The 13,276-nt window shown below is 71.5% G+C and carries 12 protein-coding genes; 5 read left to right on the plus strand and 7 right to left on the minus strand.

Annotated features, from left to right (window positions below):
* The first annotated feature begins 131 nt into the window (after positions 1 to 131).
* Positions 132 to 1,460 carry a WxL domain-containing protein gene (locus LUX31_RS34295; RefSeq protein ID WP_235480151.1) on the plus strand — a complete coding sequence of 443 codons (1,329 nt, stop codon included), beginning with the start codon at positions 132 to 134 and terminating at the stop codon, positions 1,458 to 1,460.
* Between the two features lie 154 nt (positions 1,461 to 1,614).
* Positions 1,615 to 2,619, plus strand: a complete 1,005-nt coding sequence (locus LUX31_RS34300; RefSeq protein WP_235480152.1) for a WxL protein peptidoglycan domain-containing protein — start codon at positions 1,615 to 1,617, stop codon at positions 2,617 to 2,619.
* Positions 2,620 to 2,628: 9 nt separating this feature from the next.
* Here the strand turns inward: LUX31_RS34300 and LUX31_RS34305 are convergent, their stop codons facing one another.
* Positions 2,629 to 2,967, minus strand: coding sequence for a P-II family nitrogen regulator (locus tag LUX31_RS34305; protein WP_235479194.1), 339 nt, complete (start codon positions 2,965 to 2,967; stop codon positions 2,629 to 2,631).
* A gap of 173 nt (positions 2,968 to 3,140) precedes the next feature.
* On the opposite strand from LUX31_RS34305, the gene era reads away from it, so the two are divergent.
* A complete protein-coding gene (era, locus tag LUX31_RS34310) occupies positions 3,141 to 4,124 on the plus strand; it encodes a GTPase Era (protein WP_235479195.1) in 984 nt (327 codons plus the stop codon).
* A gap of 24 nt (positions 4,125 to 4,148) precedes the next feature.
* On the opposite strand, the gene LUX31_RS34315 is transcribed toward era, so the two are convergent.
* Positions 4,149 to 5,117, minus strand: coding sequence for a helix-turn-helix transcriptional regulator (locus LUX31_RS34315; protein ID WP_235480153.1), 969 nt, complete (start codon positions 5,115 to 5,117; stop codon positions 4,149 to 4,151).
* 174 nt (positions 5,118 to 5,291) lie between these two features.
* Here LUX31_RS34315 and LUX31_RS34320 point away from each other — a divergent pair, with 174 nt between their 5' ends.
* Positions 5,292 to 6,152 (plus strand): NAD-dependent epimerase/dehydratase family protein, encoded by an 861-nt coding sequence (locus LUX31_RS34320; RefSeq protein WP_235479196.1) that lies wholly within the window; start codon positions 5,292 to 5,294, stop codon positions 6,150 to 6,152.
* On the opposite strand, the gene LUX31_RS34325 is transcribed toward LUX31_RS34320, so the two are convergent.
* Entirely contained in the window at positions 6,110 to 8,287 is a 2,178-nt protein-coding gene (locus LUX31_RS34325; protein ID WP_235479197.1) for an MMPL family transporter, read from the minus strand. The genes LUX31_RS34320 and LUX31_RS34325 overlap by 43 nt on opposite strands.
* Before the next feature lie 165 nt (positions 8,288 to 8,452).
* Here LUX31_RS34325 and LUX31_RS34330 point away from each other — a divergent pair, with 165 nt between their 5' ends.
* The gene (locus tag LUX31_RS34330) at positions 8,453 to 9,217 is read left to right on the plus strand and encodes an AfsR/SARP family transcriptional regulator (RefSeq protein ID WP_235479198.1); all 765 of its coding nucleotides are present in this window, start codon (positions 8,453 to 8,455) and stop codon (positions 9,215 to 9,217) included.
* A gap of 16 nt (positions 9,218 to 9,233) precedes the next feature.
* On the opposite strand, the gene LUX31_RS34335 is transcribed toward LUX31_RS34330, so the two are convergent.
* From LUX31_RS34335 to LUX31_RS34350, 4 genes are read right to left on the minus strand one after another with little or no spacing between them, the layout of a single operon-like run.
* Positions 9,234 to 10,490: an MFS transporter gene (locus LUX31_RS34335; RefSeq protein ID WP_235479199.1), complete on the minus strand. Its 1,257-nt coding sequence runs from the start codon at positions 10,488 to 10,490 to the stop codon at positions 9,234 to 9,236.
* 22 nt (positions 10,491 to 10,512) lie between these two features.
* Positions 10,513 to 11,841 carry a GH1 family beta-glucosidase gene (locus LUX31_RS34340; RefSeq protein ID WP_443046022.1) on the minus strand — a complete coding sequence of 443 codons (1,329 nt, stop codon included), beginning with the start codon at positions 11,839 to 11,841 and terminating at the stop codon, positions 10,513 to 10,515.
* Positions 11,842 to 11,887: 46 nt separating this feature from the next.
* Positions 11,888 to 12,154: a protealysin inhibitor emfourin gene (locus tag LUX31_RS34345; RefSeq protein WP_235479201.1), complete on the minus strand. Its 267-nt coding sequence runs from the start codon at positions 12,152 to 12,154 to the stop codon at positions 11,888 to 11,890.
* Between the two features lie 33 nt (positions 12,155 to 12,187).
* Positions 12,188 to 13,255, minus strand: coding sequence for a M4 family metallopeptidase (locus LUX31_RS34350; protein WP_235479202.1), 1,068 nt, complete (start codon positions 13,253 to 13,255; stop codon positions 12,188 to 12,190).
* Between the last annotated feature and the right edge of the window lie 21 nt (positions 13,256 to 13,276).

A 13,276-nucleotide genomic window follows, 5' to 3' on the forward strand; every position in this document is an offset into this window, starting at 1 on the left:
CGGCGCCCCGTTATTTGGTGAGATTGCATTGACTTCTCACACAACCTGCACATCAATGGCCCCCGGTCGGCGCAGACGAGCCGCTGCGCCCGCATCCCTCAGAGGGGGCAACCATGGCCACCAAGGCAACCATGGGTTCGACCGGCCGAAGACGACGCTGGGCCGCGCTGCTCGGGGCGACCGCACTCGCGGTCACCACGGGCGGTGCGCTGGCCGTCCCGGCCGGCGCGCTCACCACGGCGTCCGCCGCCGTGGACTACGCCACACACTGTGTGCCGCCGCCGATCGCGGGCATCCCGCCGATCGACGGCACGACCACCGGACAGATCACGGTGGACAAGACCGCGCCCAAGGTCGGTGACACCGTCACCGTGACGTACAAGGTGGTCAAGCCGGCCGCCAGCAATCCCACCGACCTCGCGCTGCCCGCCGACATCATGACGCCCACCGGGAAGGTCACCCTGGGCGGAGCGCAGACCGGCGACATCACCGTCGCCGGACCCAGGAAGAACGACCCCGTGCCCGGCAAGGGCGCCTTCCCGCCCTTCGAGATGACCGGCACCTTCACGGTCACCCAGCCCGGCACGATCACCCTGTCGCCCGGCGACTACAACATCCACACCAGCTACATCCTCGAGCTGGACACCCCCTGCACGCTCATCACCCCGCCCGCACCCGTCTCCGAGACGATCACGGCGACGGACGGGACCCAGACCAACACCCGTGCCATCACGCTGGGTTCGGCCTCCGGGGCACCGGGCGCCGGGGTCACCGTGAACGGCGCCAACTTCACCCCCGGCGCCACGGTCACGCTCGCCGGCCGGTCCGGGGCCACCCAGACCGCCGACACCGCGACGGTGACCGCCGACTCCGCGGGCGCCTTCAGCGGCACGCTCACCGTCAACGACAAGACGACGACCGGGGTCGTGGCGTACGAGGGCAGCGCGTGGAGCGACACCAAGGGCTCCCCGCCCGCCGCCTACGTCGTCATCGACGACACGCCCATCCCCGACGGCAGTCAGAAGCTCACGACCACCGTCAAGGCGGGCACGCTGTCCATGTCCCAGGCCGGGGACGCCGTCCAGTTGTCGGCGGTCGACTTCGGCAGCGGCGGGGCCTCGAACGGAGCCCTGCAGACGGTGACCGTCAAGGACTTCCGTGGCGGCCCCGCGGGCTGGTCACTGACGGGCAAGGTCACCGACTTCACCGGTCCCGGCGCCAAGATCGAGGCGGGCAAGCTGAGTTGGACCCCGGCGTGTGCGACCAAGGCCGGCAGTCCCAGCACCTGCCAGGCCGGTTCGGCCGGTGCCGTGGGGAGTTCGGGAGCCACCTTGGCCTCCGCACCCGACGGCACGCTCACCGGCGGCGAGTTCACCGTCGACGCCGGACTGTCCCTGAACGTACCGGCGTTCACCCCGCCGGGCACGTACTCGGGCGTACTCACCCTCACGCTCACCTGAACAACGTTCGCCTGAACGGCTGTTCGTCATCCGGTGGCCGGGCGCGCACCCGCCCGACCGCTCCGGCCGTCCCGTCCGTGGGGGGTCCGCACCCATGTCGCTCCCGATGTCGCTCCCGATACGCAGCAAGCCGTACGCCCTTCTCGCACTCCTGATGGCGGTGCTCGGTACGTCACTCCTGGCGCTCGCGCCCGCCCGCGCCGCCGACAACGGCAGCTGGTCGGTCTTCCCCACCGCCTCGGCCGTGGCGCAGCGCCCGTACTTCTATCTCTCCGCCGATCCCGGTACGGCCGTCGAGGACAAGGTCACCGTCGCCAACAAGACGGACAAGCCGCTCACCTTCCGGCTGTACGCGGCCGACGCCTACAACACCGCCCGCGACGGCGGGTTCGCGGTACGCACCCTCGACGAGAAGCAGCGGGGCGTCGGCGCCTGGGCGCGGCCCGCGAAGTCCCGGGTCACCGTGCCCCCGCGCAAGTCGGTCACCGTGCCCTTCACCCTCCGGGTGCCCGAACGGGCCGAACCCGGCGACCACGTGGGCGCGTTGGTAGCCCTCGACGAACGGATCGACGAGGGCGACGGCTCACTGGCCCTCGGGGTGCGGCGGGCGGTCGGGGCGCGGGTCTATCTGCGGGTGAGCGGTCCCGCCGTCTCCGCGCTCGCCGTGGAGAAGGTCCGCATCAGCCACGACCAGCCCCTCGTCCCGGGCCTCGGCGACAGCACTGCGACGATCTCGTACACCCTCCACAACACGGGAAACGTCACCCTCGACCCCCGGGTGGAACTACGGGCCCAGGGCCTGTTCGGCCGCACACTCCTCACCCGCGACCTCACCAAGATCCCCTCCGAGCTGCTGCCCGGCCAACGCGTCCACCTCACCGAACCCTGGCACGACGCCCCCCAACTCGACTGGGGCGACATCACGTTGACGGCATCCGCCAAGGACACGAGGGAGTCGGCGAGCGTGTCCTTCTTCGCGCTGCCGTGGCTGATGGCGGTGGTGCTGGTGGTGTTCGGAGCGGTGGCGACGGTGTTGGTGATCAGGTCCCGCAGAAACACGCCCCGAACGGGCCGCGCCCCAAAGGGGCGCGGGGAACTGCGCGACCAGCCCCAACGGCGCAGCACCGAACCAACAACACCGAGCGGCACTCACAGCTGAGCGCCCAGCTCAGAGCGCGTCGGGCCCACGCTCCCCCGTCCGCACCCGCACAACCGCATCGACAGGCAACGCCCACACCTTGCCGTCCCCGATCTTCCCCGTCCGCGCCGCCGCAACAATCGCGTCGATGGCCGCATCGGCGTCCCCGTCGTCGACGACGACCTCGATCCGCACCTTGGGCACCAGGTCGACCTGGTACTCGGCGCCGCGGTACACCTCGGTGTGGCCGCGCTGACGCCCGTACCCACTGGCCTCGGTCACGGTCAGACCGTGCACCCCGAGTTCCTGGAGCGCGGTCTTGACCTCGTCGAGGCGGTACGGCTTGACGATCGCGGTGATGAGCTTCATGCCTGGCTTTGACCTTCTGCGCGGGAGAGGGGACGACGGAGGACGGGACCGGGACGCCGTGATCGTATGCCGGTCCGGGCGTGTGCCGTAAGGCCGAGGACGGTGTGTTCCCAGGCCGTCCCTGGGCCGGTGCGGGGGCTCGGCGTGCGGCGGGTCTCCGTGGATCAGGGACAATGGGCGCCATGAGCGTTCGTACCCCGTCATCCGAGCCGTCCGAGCCGTCCGTGCCGTCGAAGGCATCGGGCGCGCACCGCGCCGGCTTCGCCTGCTTCGTGGGCCGCCCGAATGCGGGCAAGTCCACCCTTACGAACGCTCTGGTCGGCCAGAAGGTGGCGATCACCGCCGACCAGCCGCAGACGACGCGGCACACGGTACGGGGCATCGTGCACCGCCCGGACGCGCAGCTGATCCTGGTGGACACCCCGGGCCTGCACAAGCCGCGCACGCTGCTGGGCGAACGCCTGAACGACGTGGTGCGCACGACGTGGGCCGAGGTCGACGTCATCGGGTTCTGCCTCCCGGCGAACGAGAAGCTCGGCCCCGGTGACCGTTTCATCGCGAAGGAACTGGCGGCGATCAAGAAGACGCCGAAGATCGCGATCGTGACGAAGACCGACCTGGTGGAGAGCAAGGCGCTGGCCGAGCAGCTCATCGCGATCGACCAGCTCGGCCGTGAGCTGGGCTTCGAGTGGGCGGAGATCGTGCCGGTGTCGGCGGTCGCCGACCAGCAGGTGGACCTGCTGGCCGACCTGCTGGTCCCGCTGCTCCCCGAGGGCCCGGCGCTCTACCCGGAGGGCGACCTCACGGACGAGCCGGAGCAGGTCATGATCGCGGAGCTGATCCGGGAGGCGGCGCTGGAGGGCGTACGGGACGAGCTGCCCCACTCGATCGCGGTCGTGGTCGAGGAGATGCTCCCGCGCGAGGACCGCCCCGCAGACAAGCCGCTCCTCGACATCCACGCGTTCGTCTACATCGAGCGGCCCAGCCAGAAGGGCATCATCATCGGCCCGAAGGGCCAGCGCCTGAAGCAGGTCGGCATCAAGAGCCGGAAGCAGATCGAGGCGCTGCTGGGTACGCCGGTCTTCCTGGACCTCCATGTGAAGGTCGCGAAGGACTGGCAGCGGGACCCGCGCCAGCTGCGCAACCTGGGCTTCTGAGGCATTTCTTCGCCCCCGCCGCCCTTACCCGTTCCCATCCTCGGGGGCTCCGCCCCCGAACCCCCGCTCCTCAAACGCCGGAGGGGCTGAATACCCAGCCCACAAAGGGGGGTCTGGGGGCGCAGCCCCCAGAAGGATGGGACGGGTAGGGGCGGCGGGGGCGAAATCCTGCACCCCCACCACCCGCAGCAACCGCAACCGCTCGTACGACTCCGTCCCCGGCCGAGCCGTATGCACGATCAGCAACTGCCGATGATCGTGCGCCAGCAGGATCTCGCAGTCCAGCTCCAGCAACCCCACCACCGGATGCACGAACCGCTTCGTGGCAGCCCGCCGCACCGCCACCTCATGCGACTCCCACAGCCGCGCGAACTTCGCACTCCCCGCCCGCAGTTCGGCCACCAGCGCCGCCGGCACCGGATCGTCGGGCCGGGCCGCGGCGACCGCCCGCAGGTTCGCCACATGACTGCGTGCGTGCTCGGCGAAGTCCTCCGGCGGCACCAGCGCCCGGGCGGCCGGGTCCAGGAAGAACCGCCGTACGAGGTTCCGCTCCCGGGGCGGACGGGCCAGCACGTCCCCCGACAACGCGCACGCCATCGCGTTCTGCGCCAGCACCTCACCGCAGTCGGTGATCACCTGCGCCGGGGTGTCGTGCAGCCGGTCGAGGATCAGCAGCAGCCCCGGCCGTACATGCCCGGAGACGCTCTCGCGCCGGGGCGGTTCCTGGCCGGCCAGGTGGAACAGGTGGTCCCGTTCGTCGTCGGTGAGGCGCAGGGCCCGGGCCAGGGCGGCCAGCATCTGGCGAGACGGGCGCGGGCCCCGGGACCGTTCCAGGCGGGTGTAGTAGTCCACCGACATCCCGGCCAGCGACGCCACCTCCTCGCGGCGCAGACCGGGCGTACGACGCCGGGCACCGGGCGCGAGGCCCACCGCCGCGGGGTCCAGCCGGGCCCGCCCACGGCGCAGGAAGTCGGCGAGTTCGCCCCGGTTCACCACGTCGGTCACCACGCAGGTCGCTCCTCTCACGCCGCTGCTCCCCAGCGTGGCCGACCCCGCCCGACTTATCCAGGGCCTGCCGATCCCCTGAAAGACGGGTCTCTCCCGGTCGGCCCGCCACCGTCCCAGAGTGATGCCACCGCAGGGAGCGGAAACCGAGAGGAGCAGATCATGCTGACGTTGGTGACAGGCACGACGGGACAGGTCGGCCGGCGCTTCGTACCGAGGCTGCTGGCGCAGAGCCGGCCGGGGGAGCGGGTACGGATCCTGGTGCGCGACGAGGCGCGGGCGGAGCGGTTCGCCGAACTGGGCGCCGAGGTCGTCCTCGGCGACCTGCGCGACCCGGAGGCGCTCGGCAAGGCGGTGGCCGGCGTGGACGCGGTCGTGAACGTCGCCGCCTCCTTCCGCGGGGTCCCGGACGAGGAGGCGTGGGCCGTCAACCGGGACGCGGCCGTGGAACTGGGCCGGGCGGCGCTGGCCTCAGGCGTACACCGCTTCGTGCAGGTCAGCACGGGGATGGTGTACGGCACCGGGCGGGGCCGCCCGTTGGTCGAGGAGGACGAGATCCGGCCCGGCGGCATGATGTGGGGCGCGTACAGCGAGTCCAAGGCGAAGGCCGAACGGGAACTGCTCGCCCTGGACGGCGAGGGCATGGACGTACGCGTCGGCCGGCTCCCCTTCGTCTACGGCGAGGGCGACCCGCATCTCGCCCAGTCCCTGAGGTGGGCAGCGACCTGGGCGTCGGCCCAGCGGCTCCAGATGGCCCACCACGCGGACATCGCCCAGGGCCTGCTGCGGCTCCTGCACGCGCCCGGAGTCGCGGGCCGTATCTACAACATCGCCGACGACGCCCCCGTCACGACGGTCGAGCTGCACCAGCTCAACGGCGTCGAGACCCCCGCCGAGGCCCACGACCGCACGGACCCCGACCCGTGGTTCGGGATCATGTCCACCGAGCGCATCCGCCGGGACCTGGGCTTCCGGCCCCTTTACCCGACCGTCTGGTCGGCCCGGGACGCCGGAGCGCTCTGACCGCCAGGGCCCGGTGCGGTGCCCTCCCTGACGCGCCACCGGAGCAGCCGCTTCGGCGCCCACCAGTTCGCGCGCCCCGCGAGCCGCATCGTCACCGGGAGCAGCACGACCCGGATGAGGGTGGCGTCGACGAGGATCGTCAGGGCCGTACCGACGCCCAGTTCCTTGAGGAAGACCACGCCTCCGGTGGCGTACGACAGGAACGACAGCGCGAGGATCCCGGCCGCGGCGGTGGTCAGCGGTGCGCTGCGCCGGATGCCCTCGCCGACCGCCCGCACGGTGTCGCCGGTCCGCTCGTGCTCCTCCTTGATACGGGCCAGCAGGAACACCTCGTAGTCCATGGACAGTCCGTACGCCACGCAGAACATCAGCACCGGGATGCTCGGCTCGATCGATCCGGTCGGGGTGAAGCCGAGGAGGGCGGACAGATGGCCGTCCTGGAAGACCCACACCAGACAGCCGAGCATCACCGACAGGCTGAGCAGGTTCAGCACGGTCGCCTTCAGGGGCAGCAGCACACTGCCGGTCATGAGGAAGAGGATCACGTACGTCGCCAGCAGCACGATGCCCACGGCCAGTGGCAGCCGGTCGAGGAGCGTCGTGCGGAAGTCGGTGGTCTCCCCCGGGTAGCCGCCGACGAGGGCGCGGGCCGGGGCCGGGGTGTCCCGGACGCGTTCGACGAGGGCGGGGACATCGCCGTACATGGCCCGCTGTGTCGGTACGACGGCCAGGCGCGCGCGTCCGTCGGGCGCCGTCAGCCGGTCCTGGCCGGGGGCTCCGGTGCGCCGGCCGTCCTGGTAGGTGCCCTCGGGGGCGTCGACCTGGAACACGCCCGCGACGCGGGAGAGCCGGGCGGCGTACTCGCGCGTGTCGGCGGGCTCCGCCAGTACGACCTGCACGGTGTCCGTGGCTTCGGCGGCGAACTCGCGGTGGACGATCTCGGAGGTGGTCCGCGAGGACGTGCCCTCGGGCAGGGTGCGCTCGTCGGGGAGGCCGAAGCGCAGGCCGAGGACGGGTGCGGCGGCGACGAGGACGACCGCCAGCACTCCGGCGCCGGCGAGGAGCGGGCGGCGCATGGCCGCGAGGGCGGTGCGGTGCCAGAAGCCGGAGGACGGCGTGGCGGCACGCTCCACGCGATGGCCCCAGCGGGCGAGCGCGGCCGGCAGGACGAGCACGGCTCCGGCGACCGCTGCGCCCACGACGAGGACGCCCGCGTACGCGAACGAGCTCAGGAAGAAGAACGGGAACACCAGCAGCGCGCACAGCGACACGGCGACGGTCACTCCGCTGAAGACGACCGTGCGCCCGGCGACGACGGTCGCCGCGAGAACGGCCTCCCGCTGGTCGCGGCCCGCGGTGCGTTCCTCGCGGTAGCGGTTGATGACGAACAGGCTGTAGTCGACGCCCAGTCCGAGCCCGAGCACGAGGGCCAGGTTCGCGGCGAACGTCGACACCTCCGTGAACTGTGCCAGCAGCCGCAGCCCCGCGAGGGCGCCGAGGACGGAGAGGAGACCGACGGCCACGGTGAGCAGGGCGGCCGTGGTGCGCCGGTAGACCAGGATCAGCAGAAGCAGCACCAGGGGCACGGCGAAGGCCTCCGCGCGCAGGAAGTCGGCGCGGGCCTGCTCGCCGACCTGCCGGGAGATCTCCTCCTGGCCGCCGACGCGGACGTCGAGTTCGGCGGTGGTCCGAGTCAACTCGGGTGACAGTGTGGCGAGTTCCTCGCGGGTCTCGGTGGCACCGCCCTCCAGGCGGACGAGGACCAGGGCCCGGCGGCCGTCCTCGCCACGGAGCGCGGGGCTGCCCGCGTCCCAGTACGAGGTGACGTCCGTGACCATGGGCAACTCGTCGACCTCGGCGACGAGTTCACGGGCGGCCCGTTCGGTGCGCGGACTGTCCACGTCTCCGTCGCGTGCCGTGACGAGCAGGGCGAGATTGGGGTTGCCGGTGCGGAAGTCGTCCCGCAGCAGGTCCCCGGCACGCACCGACTCCGTGCCGGGCGCGCTCCAGCGCGAGAGGGCGAGATCCTCCTGGGCGCCCGCGCCGTAGGCGCCCAGACCGAGCAGGACGAGAAGCGCGCCGATCAGCACGGCGCCGTTGCGCCGCACGGCCAGACGGCCGAGCCGGGTGAGCATGGGTGCCCTTCCAAGGAACCTAGGGGGCGATCGGATGACCCGCTCACCGTCTGCCCGCCCACTGGAAGGTCCGCTGGAAGAACCGATGGAAGACCCGGAGGACGGCACCGGCGTTAGGCTCGGAGGAGCATGGGCGAGGGAGGGGCAACAGTGAGGAGCAACCCGGTGCGCTTCGAACTGCTGGGCCCGCTGCGCGCGTTGCGCGACGGCGCGGAGATCCCCCTCGGCCCGCCGAAACAGCGCGCGGTCCTGGCCGTACTGCTTCTCCAGGAGGGACGGCCCCTGTCGTACGAGGGTCTGGTCGAGGCCGTGTGGGGTGGCACCCCACCCGTGCATGTGCGCAACCTGGTGCAGAAGTACGTCTCCGGACTGCGCCGCGCGCTCGGGGAGGACGTGGAGCTGACCTGGACCGGCGCCGGATACCGGTTGGCCGGCGCCGGCATCGACGACCTGACGGAGCGGCGGCGGCTGGTGGGCGAGGCGCTCACGGCGAGGGACGCAGGAGACGTGCGGCGCGCGGTCGAACTGGCCTGCCAGGCCGAGGAGTTGTGGCGCGGCGAGTTCGCGGAGGGCCTTCGGACGCCCTATCTGGCGGCGGAGCGACTGCGCTGGGCCGAGAAGCGGCTCACGGTCCTCGAAGGACGACTGGAGGGCGAGATCGCACTCGGCCGTTCCTTCGAGTACGTCCACGAGCTCGTCCGGCTCGTCGCGACGCACCCCCTCCGGGAGCGGCTCGTCGAGCTCCTGATGCTCGCCCTGTGCCACCTCGGCCGCCCGGCCGACGCGCTCACCGCCTACGAGGGCGTACGCCACCGGCTGGCCGAGGCGATGGGCGCGGACCCCGGCCCGGCACTGCGGTCCCTGCACACCCGGATCCTGCGCCAGGACGCCGAGTTGATGCCGGTTCCGGTGCCGCAGGCTGTTTCATAGCAGCAGGGGGCTCGCCCTAGTCCACCCCCCGAATCCGCCCCACCAGCACCGCCCCCGCCAGCCCGATCGCCGCCGCCACCAGATACAGCACCCGGTATCCGCCCAGGTAGGTGACGATCGGCGCGGCGAGGGCGGGCGCCGCGACCTGGGGCAGGGCGTTGGCCACGTTGATGACGCCCAGGTCCTTGCCCCGGTCCAGGGCCTTCGGCAGTACGTCCGTCATCAGGGCGAAGTCGACCGACGTGAACACCCCGAAGCCGATCCCGAGAACCGCCGCCGCGACGATCGCCCCCGGCCAGGTCTGCCAGCCGGCCAGCGCGGCCGTCGCCACCGCCATCAGCACCCCCGACCAGATCACGAACGGCTTGCGACGGCCCACCCGGTCCGACCAGACCCCGCCGACGACAACCGTGGCGAGCAGCGTCACGCTGTTCACCGCCGTCAGGATGAGCACGCCCTGCTCGGGGTCGGAGTGGTCGAGGCGGTCCCGCAGGTAGTACAGCAAATACAGCAGCACCAGCGCGTTGCTCAGATTGATCAGGAACCGGGTCAGCCAGGCCCAGCCCAGGTCCGGATAGCGACGCGGACTCAGCCAGAACCCGGCGAGAAAGGTCCGCCACGACCACACCGGCCGGTCCTCGGCCGCCAGCCGCAGATCCCCGTGCCGCAGCACGTACGGCAGCACACCCAGCAACGTGAACGCCGCGCACGCCGCGTACCCCGCGCCCACGCCTCCGGCCGCCGTCGCCAGACCCGTACCGCCCACCACCCCCAGAATCTGCGCCGCGCCCAACCAGCCGCCCACGGAGCCCCGTTGGAGCCGGGGCACCCGGTCGGGGACGGCGGCCGTGACGGCGGCGAAGGCCGCGTTCAGGGTCAGCTGGACCAGACACCAGCCGGCCACCATCGTCCACAGCCCACCGGCCCCCGCGAGCAGCAGCAACGACACCGCCCCGCCCGCCGCGCCGCCCACGATCCACGGCGTACGGCGCCCCCACCGCGACGTCGTCCGGTCCGACAGCGCGCCGAAGAACGGGTTCGCCACCAGCGACACCAGGGCGCCCGCCCCCGCCACCCACGCCAGCAGGGTCTCCTTCGACATCCCGGTGCCGGGCGCGAAGTCCTCGGCCTGGGAGGCGAGCAGGATCTGCAGCGGCCCGAACCAGCCCACCCAGATCGCCCCGTTGGCGAGCGACAGCGAGGCGGTCCACCCCCGCCCGACCCGCTCGACGGGCTCGGCGAGCGCACCCACCGAGCGGGACACGTCAGTCATCCTCGGTCGTCCTCAATCGTCCTCAGTCTCTCTGCGCCCGGAGAAGGTCCCTGAACCAGCCGTACGAAGCCTTGGGTGTCCGAGTGAGAGTCTCAGGGTCCTCGAAGTCCACATGCACCAGCCCGAACCGCCGCGCATACCCCTCCGCCCACTCGAAGTTGTCCAGCAGCGACCACACGAAGTAGCCGCGCACCTCCACGCCCGCCTCCACCGCCCGGTGCAGCGCCCGGACATGACCGTCCAGGTAGGCGATCCGGGCCTGGTCGTCGAGCCCCTCGTACGAGCAGCCGTTCTCGGTGATGACGACGGGCGGCAGCCGGTCGCCGTACCGGTCCCGGAAGGTGGTGAGCAGCTCGGTCAGCCCCTCGGGTACGACGGGCCAGCCGAAGTCCGTCACCGGCACGCCCTCGATCTCCTGGACGGAGAAGGGGAGTTCGGCCGGGATCGTCAGCCCGCCGAACTCGATGTCGGCGCCCTGAGGTGCGCCCACCTTGGTCGGCGCGTAGTAGTTCACGCCGTAGAAGTCGAGCGGCTCCCCGATGATCTTGAGGTCCGACTCCACGTCCCCCGGCATCAACTCGCCGATCCCGTCCGGGTATTGACCCAGCAGAACCGGATCCGCGAAGAGCCGGTTGAGCAGCAGGTCGTAGAACTCGGCCGCCTCCAGGTCCGGTTGCTCCTGGGACGCTGGCCAGGTCGGCCCGTGCGAGTTGGCGATCCCGATGTCCGTGGCACCGGCGGCGCGCAGTGCCCGTACCGCCAGGCCGTGGCCCAGGAGTTGGTGGTGGGCGGCCGGCAGCGCGTCGAACATCAGCTGCTTGCCCGGCGCGTGCGCGCCCAACGCATGCCCGAACAGGGTGTGTTCGGCGGGCTCGTTGATCGTGATCCACTTCTTCACGCGGTCGCCGAGCCGCTCCGCGACGACGGCCACGTACTCGGCGAACCGGGACGCCGTGTCCCGCTCCAGCCAGTCCAGGCTCGTCGGCAGGTCCCAGTGGAAGAGGGTCGGGACGGGACGTACGCCCACCGCGCACAGCTCGTCCACCAGCCGGTCGTAGAAGTCCAGGCCGCCGGGGGAGTTCACCCGGGGCCAGGAGACGGAGAAGCGGTACGCGTCCACGCCGAGGCCGGCCAGCAGGGCCACGTCCTCGGGGTAGCGGTGGAAGTGGTCGCAGGCCACCGCGGCCGTCGAGCCGTCCTTCACCCGCCCGGGCTCGGCCGTGAAGGCGTCCCACACGGACGGCTCGCGCTGGTCCACCGCCCCCTCGATCTGATGCGCCGAGGTGGACACGCCCCACAGGAAGCCGGCCGGGAACTGGGGTATCGGGTTGGTCGCCATGCGCCGGATCATGGGTACCGGGGGTAAGGGGTGTCAACGGCCCGGCGTGAACAACCAGTTACGCGCCTTCCTTGAGGACGCGCGAGATCAGTTCGCGCTGCGCCTCCGTGAGCCGGGGATCGGCGCAGTACACCGTCTTCCCGTCCACCGTGAGTTCGTAGCTGAAGCCGTCCGGTACCCCGATCGGACGGGTGCCCCGGCCGGCGGAGACCGCCCGCTCGGCCAGGGCATGCCACTCGTGGGCGTCGGACAGGCCCGAGGTGTCCACCTGGGCGTGCCGCTCGATGCCCGCGAATCCGCCGGTGCGCCGTACCTGAATACGCATAGCTCATTTCTAGTACGAAAGCGCCCGCGAGGCCTACTGTGCCGGCACCCCGACCTGCTCCCACGCCTTCAGTACGGCCTGGAGTTCGTCGCCGTCGTCGAAGCGGTCCCTGGCCGCCGCCACCGTCAGCCTGGCGAAGTCCGCGAAACTGGCCTGCGCGTACAGCTCGCCGCCGGTCAGCACGTCGTACCAGATCTGCCCGGCCTTCTCCCAGGCGTTGCCGCCGAGGGCGGTGGCCGCGAGGTAGAAGGCGTGGTTGGGGATGCCGCTGTTGATGTGGACACCGCCGTTGTCGCGGCCGGTGCGGACGTAGTCGTCCATCGTCGCGGGCTGCGGGTCCTTGCCGAGCACGTCGTCGTCGTACGCCGTGCCCGGAGCCCTCATCGAGCGCAGGGCCTCGCCGGTGACGCGCGGGGCGAGCAGGCCCGCGCCGATCAGCCAGTCGGCCTGGTCGGCGGTCTGGCCGAGCGAGTACTGCTTGATGAGCGAGCCGAAGACGTCCGACATGGACTCGTTGAGCGCGCCCGGCTGGCCGAAGTACGTCAGGTTCGCCGTGTACTGCGTGACGCCGTGGGTCAGCTCGTGGCCGATGACGTCGATGGGGAGGGTGAAGTCGAGGAAGATCTCGCCGTCGCCGTCGCCGAACACCATCTGCTCGCCGTTCCAGAAGGCGTTGCCGTAGTCCTCGTCGAAGTGGACGGTGGCGTCCAGCGGCAGTCCCTCGCCGTTGATGGAGTTGCGTCCGTACACCTTCAGGAAGAGGTCGAAGGTGGCGCCGAGACCGGCGTAGGCGCGGTTCACGGTGGCGTCCTGGCCCGGCTCTGAGCCCTCGGAGCGCACCAGCGTGCCGGGCAGGTCCTGGCGGTGCTCGGCGTCGTAGATGGACCGCAGCGGCTTCTCGTCCGCCAGGGGTGCCGCGGCCACGGCGGGTGCGCCCAGGACCGTGGTCAGGCGGCGGTGGGTGCGCTGGTAGGCGTCTCGCTCCAGGGTGCGGCGGGCGGGACCGGCGAGTACCGGGTCGTCGGCCTGGGCCACCTTGTCGAGGACGTGCGGCGGGATGATCGTGCAGAAGACGGGCTCAATGCCCCCGTTGGTCGTCATGCCCGGCACCTTTGCATCACG

It is taken from the genome of Streptomyces sp. GQFP (assembly GCF_021545335.1).
Lineage (GTDB): Bacteria > Actinomycetota > Actinomycetes > Streptomycetales > Streptomycetaceae > Streptomyces.

Excerpts from the sequence above, each read along its gene's own strand:
- LUX31_RS34350 (WP_235479202.1), bottom strand. The coding sequence starts at position 13,255 with ATGACGACCAACGGGGGCATTGAGCCCGTCTTCTGCACGATCATCCCG.
- LUX31_RS34325 (WP_235479197.1), bottom strand. The coding sequence starts at position 8,287 with ATGCTCACCCGGCTCGGCCGTCTGGCCGTGCGGCGCAACGGCGCCGTG.
- LUX31_RS34340 (WP_443046022.1), bottom strand. The coding sequence starts at position 11,841 with ATGATCCGGCGCATGGCGACCAACCCGATACCCCAGTTCCCGGCCGGC.
- LUX31_RS34300 (WP_235480152.1), top strand. The coding sequence starts at position 1,615 with ATGGCGGTGCTCGGTACGTCACTCCTGGCGCTCGCGCCCGCCCGCGCC.
- LUX31_RS34320 (WP_235479196.1), top strand. The coding sequence starts at position 5,292 with ATGCTGACGTTGGTGACAGGCACGACGGGACAGGTCGGCCGGCGCTTC.
- era (WP_235479195.1), top strand. The coding sequence starts at position 3,141 with ATGGGCGCCATGAGCGTTCGTACCCCGTCATCCGAGCCGTCCGAGCCG.
- LUX31_RS34345 (WP_235479201.1), bottom strand. The coding sequence starts at position 12,154 with ATGCGTATTCAGGTACGGCGCACCGGCGGATTCGCGGGCATCGAGCGG.
- LUX31_RS34305 (WP_235479194.1), bottom strand. The coding sequence starts at position 2,967 with ATGAAGCTCATCACCGCGATCGTCAAGCCGTACCGCCTCGACGAGGTC.
- LUX31_RS34295 (WP_235480151.1), top strand. The coding sequence starts at position 132 with ATGGGTTCGACCGGCCGAAGACGACGCTGGGCCGCGCTGCTCGGGGCG.
- LUX31_RS34335 (WP_235479199.1), bottom strand. The coding sequence starts at position 10,490 with ATGACTGACGTGTCCCGCTCGGTGGGTGCGCTCGCCGAGCCCGTCGAG.